The 14650-nt window shown below is 56.2% G+C and carries 14 protein-coding genes; 6 read left to right on the forward strand and 8 right to left on the reverse strand.

The window, feature by feature from the left end:
• The 4 genes from HOY33_RS00185 to rsxA are packed head-to-tail and all read right to left on the reverse strand — an operon-like array spanning position 1 to position 3538.
• On the reverse strand, positions 1 to 972 hold the full coding sequence (locus HOY33_RS00185; protein ID WP_172287546.1) for an RnfABCDGE type electron transport complex subunit D: 972 nt from the start codon (positions 970 to 972) through the stop codon (positions 1 to 3).
• Positions 966 to 2414 carry an electron transport complex subunit RsxC gene (rsxC, locus tag HOY33_RS00190; protein WP_172287548.1) on the reverse strand — a complete coding sequence of 483 codons (1449 nt, stop codon included), beginning with the start codon at positions 2412 to 2414 and terminating at the stop codon, positions 966 to 968. The genes HOY33_RS00185 and rsxC overlap by 7 nt, the downstream gene beginning before the upstream one ends.
• On the reverse strand, positions 2407 to 2949 hold the full coding sequence (locus HOY33_RS00195) for an RnfABCDGE type electron transport complex subunit B (protein WP_172287550.1): 543 nt from the start codon (positions 2947 to 2949) through the stop codon (positions 2407 to 2409). Before HOY33_RS00195 ends, rsxC begins: the two co-directional genes overlap by 8 nt.
• 10 nt (positions 2950 to 2959) lie before the next feature.
• Complete coding sequence (gene rsxA, locus HOY33_RS00200) at positions 2960 to 3538, reverse strand: electron transport complex subunit RsxA (protein ID WP_172287552.1); 579 nt, start codon at positions 3536 to 3538, stop codon at positions 2960 to 2962.
• Between the two features lie 333 nt (positions 3539 to 3871).
• Here rsxA and nifL point away from each other — a divergent pair, with 333 nt between their 5' ends.
• The 6 genes from nifL to HOY33_RS00230 all read left to right on the forward strand — a co-directional run bounded on the left by nifL (position 3872) and on the right by HOY33_RS00230 (position 10098).
• A complete protein-coding gene (nifL, locus tag HOY33_RS00205; protein ID WP_172287554.1) occupies positions 3872 to 5350 on the forward strand; it encodes a nitrogen fixation negative regulator NifL in 1479 nt (492 codons plus the stop codon).
• 4 nt (positions 5351 to 5354) lie between these two features.
• On the forward strand, positions 5355 to 6941 hold the full coding sequence (gene nifA, locus HOY33_RS00210) for a nif-specific transcriptional activator NifA (protein ID WP_172287556.1): 1587 nt from the start codon (positions 5355 to 5357) through the stop codon (positions 6939 to 6941).
• Between the two features lie 157 nt (positions 6942 to 7098).
• A complete protein-coding gene (nifB, locus tag HOY33_RS00215; RefSeq protein ID WP_172287558.1) occupies positions 7099 to 8496 on the forward strand; it encodes a nitrogenase cofactor biosynthesis protein NifB in 1398 nt (465 codons plus the stop codon).
• Positions 8493 to 9020 carry a nitrogen fixation protein NifQ gene (locus tag HOY33_RS00220; RefSeq protein ID WP_172287560.1) on the forward strand — a complete coding sequence of 176 codons (528 nt, stop codon included), beginning with the start codon at positions 8493 to 8495 and terminating at the stop codon, positions 9018 to 9020. Before nifB ends, HOY33_RS00220 begins: the two co-directional genes overlap by 4 nt.
• An 85-nt stretch (positions 9021 to 9105) precedes the next feature.
• Entirely contained in the window at positions 9106 to 9612 is a 507-nt protein-coding gene (locus HOY33_RS00225; RefSeq protein WP_172287562.1) for a ClbS/DfsB family four-helix bundle protein, read from the forward strand.
• 240 nt (positions 9613 to 9852) lie between these two features.
• The gene (locus tag HOY33_RS00230; protein ID WP_172287564.1) at positions 9853 to 10098 is read left to right on the forward strand and encodes a hypothetical protein; all 246 of its coding nucleotides are present in this window, start codon (positions 9853 to 9855) and stop codon (positions 10096 to 10098) included.
• 7 nt (positions 10099 to 10105) lie between these two features.
• Here the strand turns inward: HOY33_RS00230 and HOY33_RS00235 are convergent, their stop codons facing one another.
• The 4 genes from HOY33_RS00235 to pth form a co-directional block, all read right to left on the reverse strand.
• Positions 10106 to 10912 carry a putative hydro-lyase gene (locus HOY33_RS00235; RefSeq protein WP_172287566.1) on the reverse strand — a complete coding sequence of 269 codons (807 nt, stop codon included), beginning with the start codon at positions 10910 to 10912 and terminating at the stop codon, positions 10106 to 10108.
• Between the two features lie 121 nt (positions 10913 to 11033).
• A complete protein-coding gene (locus HOY33_RS00240) occupies positions 11034 to 12269 on the reverse strand; it encodes an NRAMP family divalent metal transporter (RefSeq protein WP_172287568.1) in 1236 nt (411 codons plus the stop codon).
• A 301-nt stretch (positions 12270 to 12570) separates the two neighbouring features.
• Positions 12571 to 13662 carry a redox-regulated ATPase YchF gene (gene ychF / locus HOY33_RS00245; protein WP_172287569.1) on the reverse strand — a complete coding sequence of 364 codons (1092 nt, stop codon included), beginning with the start codon at positions 13660 to 13662 and terminating at the stop codon, positions 12571 to 12573.
• A 120-nt stretch (positions 13663 to 13782) separates the two neighbouring features.
• Positions 13783 to 14370, reverse strand: a complete 588-nt coding sequence (gene pth / locus HOY33_RS00250) for an aminoacyl-tRNA hydrolase (protein WP_172287571.1) — start codon at positions 14368 to 14370, stop codon at positions 13783 to 13785.
• Positions 14371 to 14650 lie beyond the last annotated feature (280 nt).

The following is a 14650-nucleotide window of genomic DNA, read 5'->3' on the forward strand; positions in this document are numbered from 1 at the left end:
TCATTTCTCCTTCTGCGTTTGATAGCCGTAGGCGCGCGGACGGGTCCAGCTATCTATCAGCGGCGTAATGGCATTAACCAGCAGCACCGCGAAAGCGACGCCTTCGGGATAGTTGCCGAAGCTGCGGATAGCCCAGACCAGCAGTCCGGCCAGCGCGCCATAATACAGGCGGCCTCGCGGGCTGCCGGGGCCGGTCACCGGATCGGTGATAATGAAAACCACGCCCAGCATCAGCCCGCCGGTGGTCAGTTGCGCCATGGGCGGCAAAATCGTCTCCGGCGCGATAAGCCACTGCACTGTGCCGGGAAGCAGGCAGCCAACCAGCATGGCGACCGGCGCATGCCAACTGAACACCCGCTGCTGTAATAACCACAGTCCGCTTAGCGCCAGCAGCAAGGTGGAGGTTTCGCCAAAGCTGCCGTTATGGGTGCCGAGCAGGGCGTTCTCCCATGAAAAAGCGGCTTGAGCCTGTTCGCGGAAAGCGCCCAGCAGGGTGGCGCTGGTGGTGCCGTCGGTATGCAGGGAATACACCGCGCCGTGCCAGAATTCACTGGGAACGACCCAATGGGTCATTTGCACCGGAAAGGATATCAACACCACGACGCGCGCCAGCATGGCGGGATTAAACAGATTCTGGCCGAGTCCGCCATAGATATGCTTACCCAGCAGGATGGCCACGGCGGAACCGAATGCGCCCAGCCACAGCGGCGCATGAGGCGGCAGGCTGAGGGTAAACAGCAGAGCGGTCAGCAGCGCGCTGCCGTCAAACACATGGCCGAGCGCTACCGGGTTTATCCGCAGGCACAGCGTTTCGCACAGCAAGGCGGTGACAATGCTGGTGAACATCAGCATCAGCGCCGGGGCGCCAAACTGGATAATGCCCAGCAGCACCACCGGCAGCAGCGCCAGATTAACTTTATACATCAGGTTTTGGGTGCTAAGCCCTTGATGTACGTGAGGTGATGTCAGCATGCGGAACCCTCCATCGGCGCATCGGGTGTGGTAGCGCGGCGGCGCGATGGCTTGGCGGCTTTCGCCGCGGCTTTTTCCGCCGCTTCACGAGCCAGTCGTTCCTGTCGGCGCAGGCTGTTGGCGCTGGTGCGCTGTATTTTTTGCTCCTGACGTTGTTCCAGCCTGAGCTGCTGTTGTCCCCAGTCAAAAAACTGCGTTAGCGGCAGCACGGCGGGACACACCCATGAGCAGGAGCCGCACAGCAGACAACTGCTCAACCCCAGATCCCGGGCGTTATTCAAGGCATCCATTTTCAGCTCGGCCAGCATGGCTAGCGGGGGCAGTCCCATCGGACAGGCATCCACGCAGCGACCGCAGCGCAGGCAGGCGCTGGCGTGCGGCTGGGGAATTTCATCTTCGGTCAGCAGCAGCAGGCCGCTGGTGCCTTTGGTGATCGGCGCCATAAGATCGGTGGTGGCGCGGCCCATCATCGGCCCGCCTAGAACTATTCTGGCCGGCGTGCTTTTTAATCCGCCGCAGGCGGAGATGATGGCGTTTATCGGCGTGCCGATAGGCACCAGCAGATTGCCGGGTTGCTCAATCGCCCGTCCGCTGACGGTGATGACCCGGTGGGTCAACGGCTGACGAAAACGGATGGCATGAAAAATGGCGATGCAGGTGCCGACGTTCTGCACCAGCACCCCCATTTCAGGCGAGCGTTTGTTATGCGGGATTTGCCGGCCGGTCACCGCTTCAATCAACTGTTTGGCCGAACCCATCGGGTAGAGGGAAGGCAGGGCGACCACATCGATATCCGTTTCATCCTGACACAGCCGGTCAAGCCGCTGGATCGCCTCGCTTTTGTTATCTTCGATGCCGATGTAGACATGACGGGCTTTGGTCAGCTCCTGTAAATAACGGATACCGCCGATAAGAAATTCAGCCTGCTCCTGCATCATGCGTTCGTCGGCGGTAATGTAAGGCTCGCACTCGCCGCCATTGATGATCAGATAGTTGATTTTATGCCGCATCGCCAGCCGGATTTTATCCGCCGCCGGGAACATCGCGCCGCCCATGCCCACAATGCCCGCCTGCGCGATTAACGACAGCATCTGTTCGGCGGAAGGGGCCGGCGGGGTTTCCAGCCGTATGCTTTTCGCCGGGGAGGGTAAAACCCGCAGCCGGATATAACCGGACTCGCCGGGAACCACCTCGGTCACTATGCCGCTCGCCGGACTGTGCAACGGCGCCGACATACGGCCAAACGGCCGGGCCAGACGCTGGCCTGAAGTGACGGCGTCACCGACTTTCACTTCGGGAAGCGCCGGCGCTCCGGTATGCTGGCGCAGCGGCAGGGTCAGTTTATCCGGCATGGCGAGAGTCCGGATCGCCAGGTCGCGGGTTAACGATTTGTGGCTATAAGGACGGATGCCGCCGTGCGGCGTGGTGAGGGCTTTAAGCATAATCAGGCTCCTGCCGTAAAGGTAACCCCGGTTTGGCGATCGCGGGGGTAAGATGAGGATCGGCCTGGAGATCGATACAATTGTTGGGGCAGGCGGCGACGCAGGCGCCGCATCCGGTACAGTCCTCACTCAGCACGCCATGCAACTGCCGGGTGGCGCCGATGATGGCGTCAAAGGCACATTGTTTTAAGCAACGGCCGCAGCCGTCACAGGTTTGGGGTGCGATCACCGCCACTTTCGGCCCTTGCGTGCCGTCGTTATCCAGATTGACCCCCATTAATGCCGCGATGCGCTGGGCAACCCTGTTTCCGCCGGGCGAGCAGATCGTCACCGCGGCTTCGCCGCTGGCGATGGCAATCGCGGCCGGCCGGCAGCCGGGGTAGCCGCATTGCCCGCACTGTCCGCTCGGCAGTATCGCCACAATGCTCTCGACCATCGGATCGCTGTCTATTTTCAGGTAGATAGCGGCATAGCCCAGCAAGGCGCCGATCATCGCGGAGATTAACGGGATGACGAGTAAGGAAAGTAAAAGCATCGCCGTCTCCCTATGAGGACAAACCGGCAAAGCCGGTAAAGGCCAGCGCCAGAATGCTGGCGGTAATAAAGTTGAGCGGCGTGCCTTTAAATAGCAGCGGCGGCAATGCGCTGGCCTGCCGTTCGCGTAAACCGGCAAAGATAACCATCACCAGCGAATACCCCAGCGACGCGCTGAATCCAAACAGTACGCTGTGGGTGAAACTGAGTTGCTCCTGGAGGATCAACAGCGCCACACCGAGCACGGCGCAGTTGGTGGTAATCAAGGGCAGAAAGATGCCCAGCGTGCGGTAGAGCGTCGGGCTGTACTTCGCAATCACCATTTCAATCAGTTGAACCAGCGACGCGATCACCAGAATAACCGACAACAGCCGCAGATAGCCCAGGTCGAGCGGCAGCAAGATCCAGGCGTCAACCATCCAGCTCAGTCCGGCTGCCAGGGTAATAACCGCGGTGGTGGCGATGGATATACCGATCGCGGCGTGAACCTGATTGGTGACGCCCATAAAGGAACAAAGCCCCAGGAAGCGCGCCAGTACAACATTATTTACCAGAATATTGGCCAACATGATTAACAGTATCTCTTTCATTTTTCCCCCAGACGTGATGATTGCCAAAGGAGTATTGCGAAAGCCATGCCAGCTTGCTCAGGTCAATAAATGTGCAATCAGGGTGCAAAAAGCTGCGCCAAAAGCGAGCAGAGGAAGGGAGGTTAACGATGTGATACAGCTCACAGACAACGAGAAATCGCTTATTCGGCTGAAAAACCCTTATCAGGATCAAGGTTTTTGCTGTTTTCTGTCAACGAGGAACAAATCTTGCACTTTCACTAGGGTTATTTCATGTCGTTCGATGTCTGTTCCGCAATCTGACAATTTGTCATGAAGCCGACAGAATCCGCAATGCAAACCGGAGGGGCCCGGATGAGTTCATCATTAATCTTGGATGATGTGCAACTGATTACATCATCTTTGGGGGGAAGGGGGCTGCATGCGGCAGTATTCCACACTGCGGTTGAGCAATCTTCAGTGGCGATTTCCATTACCGATCCGCAGGCCAACATTGTTTACGCCAACCCGGCCTTCGCCGAGCTGAGCGGCTATACGCTGCAAACCTTGATTGGCGCCAACCACAATCTGCTCTCCAGCCACCAGACGCCGGAATCGGTTTATCAGTCCCTGTGGCAAACGATCACCGGCGGCAATGCCTGGAGCGGCCAACTTATCAACCGGCGGAAAGATTCCTCGCTTTATCTGGCGGAGATCACGATTTCGCCCATCGTCAACGCGCAGGGCGAAATCGAACATTATCTCGGCATGCACAAGGATATCAGCGAGCGCTATGCGCTGGCGCAGCGGGTACGTAACCAGATGACGCTGATATCCGCCGTACTGAATAATATTCCGGCGGCGGTAGTGGTGGTGGATAGTCAGCAAAAAATCGTGATGGATAATCTGGCTTATAAAACCCTTAGCGCCGACTGCGCGGGTCAGGAGCCGCTGGCGTTACTGGACGGTTTGAACCGTTGCGCGCCGGCCCCGTTGCTGCCGCTGACCATTCGCGGCGCGCAACGGTGGTTTTCGGTCAGCTGTTGGCCGCTGCACGCGGTTAATGAAGAAGCCAGCCTGTATTTCACCGACAGCGCGCCGCCGCGGCAGTTGGTGGTGATTGTTGACTGCACCGAGCAACAGCGGCAGATGACTCAGGATCGCCGCACCCACCTCGAACGCCAGATTAGCGTCAATAAAATGATGGCGGCTATCCGGGAAACGCTGGACGCGGCGCTGATCCAACTCAGTTGCCCGTTGAATATGCTGTCTGCGGCGCTACGGCTGAATCCTGATGCCGATAATGTCGCCCTGCGCGCGGCCTGGAATGAAGGCAAAGAGGCGCTGGCGCGTCTGACGGCTTGCCGTCCCTCAATGGATCATGAATTAGCGGATAGCTGGCCGGTGGCGGGGATGTTGATGGATCTCGCGGAGCTTTATCAATATCGTCTGAACAAGGTGGGCAAATTGGTCTGGTCCTGTTCTTCGGAGGATTTAACGCTGCGCGGGCAGCGAACGCTGATCCTCACAGCGCTCAGCCTATGGCTCGATCGCTGTCTGACGCTGTCAGGAAAAGATGAGGCGGTGATTGAGATCCAAGCTCGGCAACAATGCCGCCATCTGTGTTTTTCCGTCTACGATAACCTGTCGCCATCGGCACTGCGCGCTCCGCATCCGATGGTGGAAATTCTGGCCACCGGACAGTGCATGGAATTGCGCCTGATTCAGATGATTATGTCGCAGTTGCACGGTACGGTCAGCATAGAGACGTTGTCATCGGGTAGTACGCGGATGACGCTCGCTCTGCCGCTCGACGGCTTATCCCTCACCGATACCGACGCTTTGGGAGGATGAAAAAATGGCTCATTTTCCGACCACGGAACGCGTTACCCGCCGCTTAGACCTGCAACAGCAGGTTGTCGCGTTGCATAAAATCAGCGTGGCGCTCAGCCATTCGCTGGATTTACCCCACACGCTGGAGGCAATGATTCAGGCGCTGCACGATCACGCGTTTATGCAATACGGCATGGTATGCCTGTTTGATAAAGATCGCTCGGCGCTGTTCATTGAGGCATTGCAGGGCGCGGATACGCAGATTATTAAAGGGGGACGGGGCATTCGCTATCGGGTTGGCGAAGGTATTTTAGGGTCGGTGATGAGCCAGCGCGCATCGCTGGTTTTACCCCGGGTATCGGACGATCCGCGCTTTCTGGATCGCCTCAACCTTTATGATTACGCCCTGCCTTTTATCTGTGTGCCCATCCCAGGGCCGGATGAGGTGCCATTGGGCGTGTTAGCCGCTCAGCCGATGGAACTGCACGAAGACCGTCTGCCTTCCAGCACCCGCTTTCTGGAAATGGTGGCCAACCTGATAGCGCAAACGGTTCGTTTGGTCAGCCACGCCACCGGGGAAAGCGAAGCGCTGCGAACCGAGCGCGACAGTCTGCGCAGAAAAGTTCAGCAACAGTATGGTTTTGACAACATCGTCGGCAAGAGTCTGCCGATGCGGCATATTTTCGACATGATGCGTCAGGTGTCCCGTTGGGACACCACGGTGTTGATCCGCGGCGAGAGCGGCACCGGTAAAGAGATGATCGCCAACGCCATTCACTACAACTCACCGCGCGCCGGCACGCCGTTTGTGAAGTTTAACTGCGCCGCCTTACCGGATTCACTGCTGGAAAGCGAACTGTTCGGACATGAGAAAGGGGCGTTTACCGGCGCAATTAAGCAGCGTAAAGGACGTTTCGAACTGGCGGATGGCGGAACGTTGTTTCTGGATGAAATTGGCGAGAGCAGCGCCTCCTTCCAGGCCAAGCTGCTACGCATTCTTCAGGAAGGGGAAATGGAGCGCGTCGGCGGCGACGAAACCTTGCATGTGGATGTGCGCATTATCGCCGCCACCAACCGCAATCTGGAAGATGAGGTGCGAGCCGGCAACTTCCGCGAAGATCTCTATTATCGTCTGAACGTGATGCCGATTTTTTTACCGCCGCTACGGGAACGGCTTGAGGATGTGCAGGATCTGGCGCAGTTTCTGCTGACGAAGCTGAGCAAGCGGCAAGGGCGGGAACTGCATATCAGCGACGGCGCGCTAAGGTTGCTGATGAACTACGACTGGCCCGGCAATGTACGCGAGCTGGAGAACTGTCTGGAGCGTGCGGCGGTGATGGCGGAAGACGGCCTGATCGATCGGGACGTCATTCTGTTCAACTACAAGGAGAACTCGCTGGCGCCGTTTAGCCGCGGTAAAACGAGCGATGCGCTCGCTAACGTCAGCGGCGAACCGAGTATTGAAAGCATACAGGACGAGCGGCAAAGATTGATCGCCGCGCTGGAGCGTACCGGTTGGGTGCAGGCCAAGGCGGCGCGTTTATTGGGGATGACGCCCCGGCAGGTGGCCTACCGTATTCAGATCATGAACATCAATATGCAGCGGATGTGACATGATGTCGCATTCAATACATTGTCTGACAATGTCAGTTATGAAGCAGGATGGCTACCAGATAACTATCTATTTATTAAAAAGTTTTTATTTTCCTTTTCCCGGCATGGCGTTTGCAAAAATAAGCTGAGGTTCGCTCATTACTGGGGTTATGCATATGGAAAACAACGCGTCATTTTCAGGCAAACGCGCATGCGGGCCGATGAACACGGCACATTTTACGCCGTTACAGGCGGATAAAGTTTCCCGTCATCCGTGCTATTCACCGCTGGCGCACCATCGCTATGCGCGTATGCATCTGGCCGTCGCGCCGGCCTGCAACCTGCAATGCAATTACTGCAACCGCAAGTATGATTGCAGTAACGAATCCCGGCCCGGCGTTGTCTCTGAGCTGCTGTCGCCGGAGCAGGCGATCGCCAAAGCCAGGTATGTGGCCTCGCAAATCCCGCAACTGTCGGTCATCGGTATTGCCGGCCCCGGCGATCCGCTGGCTAATCTGGCCCGTACTTTCAAAACGCTGGAGGGGCTACGCACGGAAATGCCGGACATCAAACTGTGCCTGTCGACCAACGGCCTGATGCTGCCCGATGTGGTCGATCGGCTGGTTGATCTCGGGGTCGATCACGTCACGGTGACGGTGAATGCGATCGATGCGGTGATAGCCGAAAAAATTTATGACGGCCTGTGGTATGAAGGAGACAAGCTGCACGGGCGTATTGCCGCCGACTTGCTGATAGAGCGTCAGGGGGAGGGCATTCGTCGGCTGGCCGAGCGCGGGATTATGGTTAAAGTGAATTCTGTGCTGATCCCGGAAATTAACGCGGCGCATCTCGGCGAAGTCAGTTTACAGGTTCGTCAGTGGGGCGCGGTGCTGCACAACGTGATGCCGCTGATTGCCAGACCGGAACACGGCACCAAGTTTGGTCTGGAAGGCGTACGCGAGCCCAGTGTGGAAGAGTTGGGTCAGGCCCGCAGTCACAGTGGACGCTATATGCCGCAGATGGCGCACTGCCAGCAGTGCCGCGCCGATGCCATCGGCATGTTGGGTGACGATCGCAGCCAGGAGTTTCCGCTGGCATCGTTGCCTGAGCAGCAGGAGCCTAAACTGACCACGCTATTTCGGCGGGCGAGCATTCAGGCCAGCATCGCGTCGCAAGGGGAGTCCGAGGAGCCAGACGCCTGTCTGGTGGCGGTGGCGACCGGGCAGGGCGACGTTATCGACCAGCATTTCGGTCATGTCGATCGCTTCCATATTTACAGCATTTCCCGTGCGGGCATCATTCCGTTGGGCGAGCGTTTCACGCAGCGTTACTGCAAGGGGCCGGCCGATTGCGAAGAGCAGGAACCGGAAGATCGGTTGGAGCAGGTGATTGCCCTGCTGGCGGATGTCAAAGCCGTCTTCTGCGCCCGTATAGGTTTGGCGCCGTGGCAGCGTCTGGAGTCGGCAGGCATCGAACCTGACGTCAACGGCGCATGGCGGCCGGTGCGGGAAACGCTGGAACAGTGGCGCGCCCAGCGCATTCAACCGGAGGTCAGTCAGCAGGGGGTGGCATGACGATCGCAATTCAGATGCCTGAAGCATGGTTACGCCGTCTGGTCGACAATCATCTGCGCGGTCTGGCCCGTTTTCCGGCGCAAATGAATCTGGATGATGCCGCCTGGCAAAGCCTGCTGTTACGGGTGGGATTATCAGACACCGCCCGTTCGCCGCATTTACGCCAGCAGGATGCGCTGCTGAGCCATTTACTGACGCCTCGTCGTCAGGAGTGTGAGCAACTGGCCTGCTGGCTTGAGCAATACATGACGCCAGACACCGTCCCGATGCATGCGTTAATTGCCAGTGCATCGATGGGGTTTAATCATCTGTGGCAGGATCTGGGGCTGGCGTCGAGAGCGGAGTTGCGCGAGTTGATGGCGGCCTGTTTTGAACCGCTGATCGGCATGAATGCAAAAAATATGCGCTGGAAAAAGTTTTTCTACCGCCAGGTTTGTCTGGCGCAGGAGGGCGAGTTGATCTGCCGTTCGCCCTCCTGCGAAAGCTGTAGCGAAATCGCGTTCTGCTTCGCACCGGAAGTCTGATGTGGCAACGCGTGATCTGTAACAAGGTTAACGGGGAATACGAAAAGTAATATTTTCTCTCATTTGTTTATTTCAGAGAGGCAATATGTCAGTACCTGGCAGCAAGGATGAACTGATTAAGGCTATTAACAGTAATTTCGCGTCGTTGATGAAGCGCCTCAATGCGCTACCGCCTGAACGCGCATTTGCGCCTGAGATGACAGGACATGCGAAAGGAACCCATATGAGCGCGGCTAATCTGGTGGCTTACCTGTTGGGATGGGGCGAACTGGTACTGAAATGGCATCAAAACGAGCGGCAGGGACTGCCCGTCGACTTCCCGGAAACCGGCTTCAAGTGGAATCAACTCGGACTGTTGGCACAGAAATTTTACCGTGACTATGCTCATATCGAAGACTGGTCTACCTTGCTCGATCTTCTGGTAAAAAACAAGACGGAACTGCTAGCGCTAATTGAAGCGCATTCTGATGAGCAACTCTATGGTCAACCCTGGTATGGCAAATGGACGCGCGGCAGGATGATCCAGTTTAACACCGCTTCACCCTATAAAAATGCAACGGGCCGGCTGCGTGACTGGGGGAAGAAAAAGTAGATTATGGTCACGCCGGCGATCGGTATTCTGCTTTATGGTGCGGCTTATCCATTACCCTGCGGTACGACGTTTTTTCAGACAAAACCTTAAATATCCCTTGTCTTCGACTGTTCTATACTCAAAGTAAGTTATGAATCAGGCGTATGAATGGAGGGAAGAACAATGATCAATATCAGCACATTTTCTTCAGTGCCATATAACCCTATAAACAACCACGAGTACGTACAAAGGATTGCCCGCGTGCAGCAGTTAGGCGGTCAGGCTAATCAGGAGGCCTCTTCCGGTACGACAGAGGATAATGAGGCCTCACAGTTGAAAGCTAAAATGCTGGAAGCGCAAATTGAAACGCTACAGCAACAGCTTTCCAGTCTACAGTCTCGGCGCGGTCAGCCGACCGGCTATGACAGCGACGCCGATGTCATATCGCCGGTGGCTGATGGCATTAATCGCCCGACGGCGACGAATCAGGTCAACGTCTACGTATAAAGCGTTTCTAAACATGCCAGGTGCTGTCAGGCACATCGGTGATAAACATATGCCCGGGCGCATGGGTGATGGCAAAAGGCACGCCGGACGCCATCACCGCTGCCTGAGGGGTAACGCCACAGGCCCAGAACACCGGAAGTTCGCCGGGTTCGATGCGCACGGCATCGCCGAAGTCGGGGCGCGCCAGATCGGCAATGCCCAACTGCGCCGGTTCGCCAATATGTACCGGGGCGCCATGTACCGCCGGGAATCGACCCGATATGGTCGCGGTCTCCGCGATGCGATCGGCGGGGATGGGGCGCATGGACACCACCATCTCGCCGTGCAGGCGGCCTGCCGGCCGACACTGACGGTTGGTGCGGTACATCGGAACATTGCTGCCATCGGTAATATGGCGCACCTCTATTCCCGCTTCCTGTAGCGCCGTCTCGAAGGTAAAGCTACAGCCGATAAGAAACGTCACCAGATCCGGATATTCGGCCCACAGGGTGCTCACGTCACTCAATTCCTCCACCAACTTGCCGTCGCGCCACAGGCGATAGAGCGGAAAGTCGCGACGCAGATCCGCGCCTTCGGCCAACACCGTGGTGTGGCTGCCGGGATCGCTGACGTCCAGAATCGGGCAGGCCCGTGGATTGCGCTGAGCGTAAAGCAGAAAATCGTAGGCCCACTCGCGCGGCAGCGCGATCATATTGGCCTGCGTCATGCCGGGGGCGACCCCGGCCGTGGGGGCAATCAACCCGCCGCGATAACGGTCGCGCGCCGCGCGGGCGGCATCGACAGCCTGACGTTTTGCCTGTTCGAGTGCGTTCATAACACCTCCTGAGTCGTAAAGGGACGAAAGCGTAGGCCGAAATGTGCCTGATGCGCCACTTTCCACTGACCGAAACTACCCCAATCGCTATTGTCGAGCGTTGCCATGAGGCGTCTTTGCCTCAATCCACGCTGAGGAAAGCGAAAATCGGGCCAATGGATTTGATCGCCATATACCAGGTCAGCAGACAGGTGACGGCCCCCAACAGCAACAGCCAGCGCGGATAGAAATAGCCTTTCATCAAATCGCTGCGCCGCCAGCCGACGTAAATAAACAGCGTCAGGCCGATGGGGAGGATTAGCCCGTTGAATCCCCCGGCGAAAACCAGCAGCGCCGCCGGCGGCGTACCCAGCAGCAGGTAGATCAGCAGGGATAGCGCAATAAAGATCACCGTGGCCTGATTGCGTCCGCGTTCGGTTATCTGCGGTTTGAACACTGTGATAAAGGAGATGGAGGTATAGGCGGCGCCGATCACGCTGGTAATACCGGCAGCCCACAGGATCAGCCCGAAAACACGTAGCCCGAACTCACCGGCGGCGGCCTGAAAGGCTTGTGCCGCCGGATTAGCGCCCTGACCTGAGGTATCGATAATCACGCCGCTGCTGACTACCCCAAGAATCGCCAGGAACAACACATAACGCATGACGCCAGTCACCATAATCCCGTGCAGCGCGGCTTTGGAAACCTCGTTGATGTGCTCCGCCCCGGTCGTGCCTTTATCCAGCAGACGGTGAGCGCCGGCATAGGTGATATAGCCGCCGACGGTGCCGCCGACAATAGTCGTAATGGTGGCGAAGTTGATGTGATCCGGCCAGACGGTCTGGCGAAGCGCTTCGCCCAACGGCGGATTGGAAGCATAGGCGACGAACAGCGTCAGGGCGATCATCAACAGCCCGAGCACGATCATGATGCGGTCAACGGCGACCCCGGCGCGGCGCGACAGAAAAATCCCGATAGCGATGACGGCGCTCAGTGCGCCTCCCCATTTGGGCGGCAGCCCGAGCATGGCATTCAGCCCGAGGCCGGCGCCGGCAATATTGCCGATGTTGAACACCAGCCCGCCGAAAATCACCAGCACCGCCAGCAAATAGCCACTGCCGGGCAGCGTCGCATTGGCGATATCCGAGGCGCGCATACCGGTCAATGTCACAATGCGCCAGACGTTTAACTGAACGACAAAGTCGATCAATATCGAGGCCAGAATACCGAATGCGAAAGCGGCGCCCATTGTGGCGGTAAAGGTAGCGGTCTGGGTAATAAAACCGGGGCCGATCGCCGAGGTGGCCATCAGAAATATCGCCGCGGTAAGTGAAGCGCGGCGTTTTTTGGCAAAATCACCGGTTGCCTTGGTTGGCATGGTATGAACTCCTGGCGGATTAATGTTTACGGATAAATAGCAATAGTTGTGCCAGTGTCATACCTTTGAAGATAACCTATTGGTTATTAAAGATTGTTTTGTTGAGGCATGACGTTGATATGGTTGTCCTTATGAACCAGCATAGAACATGTAACGGCGAACGCGCACCGTATGGGTCTGGAAAGGGAGGGAGCGGCATTGCCGGCGCGATCGTCGCAGGCGGCATTAGGTAGCTATCAGGCGTTTTTCTGCAAGGAGCGATTTCGGTGACAAGATCGCGCTTGTCACCGGTATTTTGATGTTAGACGTTAAACAAGAAATTCATCACGTCGCCATCTTTCACGATGTACTCTTTGCCTTCTGAGCGCATTTTTCCGGCTTCTTTGGCACCTTGTTCGCCTTTATAGGTGATGAAGTCTTCATAGGCGATGGTTTGTGCGCGAATAAAGCCTTTTTCAAAGTCGGTGTGGATCTTACCTGCGGCCTGTGGGGCGGTTGCGCCGACAGGGATGGTCCAGGCACGGACTTCTTTAACGCCCGCGGTGAAATAGGTTTGCAGATTCAGCAATTCATAACCAGCGCGGATCACGCGGTTCAGACCGGGTTCGGTCAGGCCCAGCTCGGCCATAAACTCTTCACGCTCTTCATCATCCAGTTCGGCGATATCGGATTCAACCGCGGCGCAAACCGGAACGACGACAGAACCTTCCGCCGCGGCAATCGCCCGAACCTGATCGAGATACGGGTTATTTTCAAAGCCGTCTTCGTTAACGTTGGCAATGTACATGGTCGGTTTTAGCGTCAGGAAGCTCAGGTAGCGGATGGCGGCTTTTTCTTCCGGGCTAAGATCCAATGAACGCAACATACCCGCATTCTCAAGCTGCGGCAGGCATTTCTCTAACGCGGCCAGTTCGGCTTTGGCGTCTTTGTCGCCGCCTTTGGCTTTTTTCTGTACGCGATGGATAGCGCGCTCACAGGTGTCCAGATCGGACAGCGCCAGTTCGGTGTTGATAACATCAATATCATCAGCCGGGTTAACTTTGCCCGAAACGTGAATAATGTTGTCGTTTTCAAAGCAGCGCACCACGTGACCGATGGCTTCCGTTTCACGGATGTTGGTCAGGAACTGATTACCCAGGCCTTCACCCTTGGAGGCGCCTTTTACCAGACCGGCGATGTCAACAAACTCCATCGTGGTGGGGAGGATACGCTGCGGCTTGACGATCTCGGCCAGTTTATCCAGACGCGGATCCGGCATCGGCACCACGCCGGTATTCGGTTCAATGGTACAAAACGGAAAGTTGGCCGCTTCGATACCGGCTTTGGTCAATGCATTGAACAGAGTGGATTTACCGACGTTAGGCAGCCCAACGATACCGCATTTGAATCCCATGTTTATATCACCTTAAATTACTTATTAATCAGACAATTAGTATCGCATGCCTGTCAGAATGAAAATATTCCGGCCGATTATACACGGAATGACGATTTATCTCGAACCGTCGACAATGAATTATGCCGCTTTAAACGCGTGTAAGCGGTTCATGGCTTTGACCATATCTTCTTTCAGCAGAATCTCGGTGCAACGAACCGCTTCATCAATCGCGTCATCGATCAGCGTTTGCTCGCTGGCAGGCGGTTTGCCCAGAACAAAACCGGTCACTTTGCTTTTATCACCCGGATGGCCGATGCCAATGCGTAAGCGATGGAAGTTAGGGTTATTTCCCAACTTACTGATAATGTCTTTCAAGCCATTGTGGCCGCCATGTCCGCCGCCAAGTTTAAGTTTGGCGATACCGGGCAGTAAATCCAGTTCATCGTGCGCCACCAGAATTTCATCTGGTTGAATACGATAAAACGTCGCCATAGCGGCGACGGCCTTGCCGCTCAGGTTCATAAACGTGGTGGGAACCAATAACCGGATATCATGCCCGGCCAGATTCAGGCGTGAGGTATAACCATAAAATTTGCTTTCTTCTTTCAGCGGCTGACGGTGAGTTTCAGCCAGACGATCAACGTACCAGGCGCCCGCGTTGTGGCGGGTAGCGGCATATTCGGCGCCAGGATTGGCCAGACCAACAATTAACTTGATGCTACTCACGATAGTGTTCCAGATTGAGCGTTGTGTAGAAATAACGCGGCGTGATTTAAATAAGCAGTAAAGTGCGCTAGTTTACACACAGGGCAGGGCAATCGCCAAATATCAACCTGACGGACGGTACGAATAATAATTAATACCGGTTAGTTATTATTAAATGTTTCGTCTATTTATTTGTTTAAACGTAAAGAAATCTCTCTTTTCACACCATTATCTGTGATCGCTCACGCAATCATCCGACCAGTCATTGTCTATAATTACATCAACACGAAAAGGATCGCAG

The organism is Brenneria sp. hezel4-2-4, from assembly GCF_013155275.1.
GTDB lineage: Bacteria > Pseudomonadota > Gammaproteobacteria > Enterobacterales > Enterobacteriaceae > Brenneria.

Coding starts and splice junctions, on each gene's coding strand:
- HOY33_RS00195 (WP_172287550.1), bottom strand. CDS start 2,949: ATGCTTTTACTTTCCTTACTCGTCATCCCGTTAATCTCCGCGATGATC.
- rsxA (WP_172287552.1), bottom strand. CDS start 3,538: ATGAAAGAGATACTGTTAATCATGTTGGCCAATATTCTGGTAAATAAT.
- nifA (WP_172287556.1), top strand. CDS start 5,355: ATGGCTCATTTTCCGACCACGGAACGCGTTACCCGCCGCTTAGACCTG.
- rsxC (WP_172287548.1), bottom strand. CDS start 2,414: ATGCTTAAAGCCCTCACCACGCCGCACGGCGGCATCCGTCCTTATAGC.
- HOY33_RS00185 (WP_172287546.1), bottom strand. CDS start 972: ATGCTGACATCACCTCACGTACATCAAGGGCTTAGCACCCAAAACCTG.
- nifB (WP_172287558.1), top strand. CDS start 7,099: ATGGAAAACAACGCGTCATTTTCAGGCAAACGCGCATGCGGGCCGATG.
- nifL (WP_172287554.1), top strand. CDS start 3,872: ATGAGTTCATCATTAATCTTGGATGATGTGCAACTGATTACATCATCT.
- HOY33_RS00240 (WP_172287568.1), bottom strand. CDS start 12,269: ATGCCAACCAAGGCAACCGGTGATTTTGCCAAAAAACGCCGCGCTTCA.
- HOY33_RS00220 (WP_172287560.1), top strand. CDS start 8,493: ATGACGATCGCAATTCAGATGCCTGAAGCATGGTTACGCCGTCTGGTC.
- HOY33_RS00225 (WP_172287562.1), top strand. CDS start 9,106: ATGTCAGTACCTGGCAGCAAGGATGAACTGATTAAGGCTATTAACAGT.
- ychF (WP_172287569.1), bottom strand. CDS start 13,662: ATGGGATTCAAATGCGGTATCGTTGGGCTGCCTAACGTCGGTAAATCC.
- HOY33_RS00235 (WP_172287566.1), bottom strand. CDS start 10,912: ATGAACGCACTCGAACAGGCAAAACGTCAGGCTGTCGATGCCGCCCGC.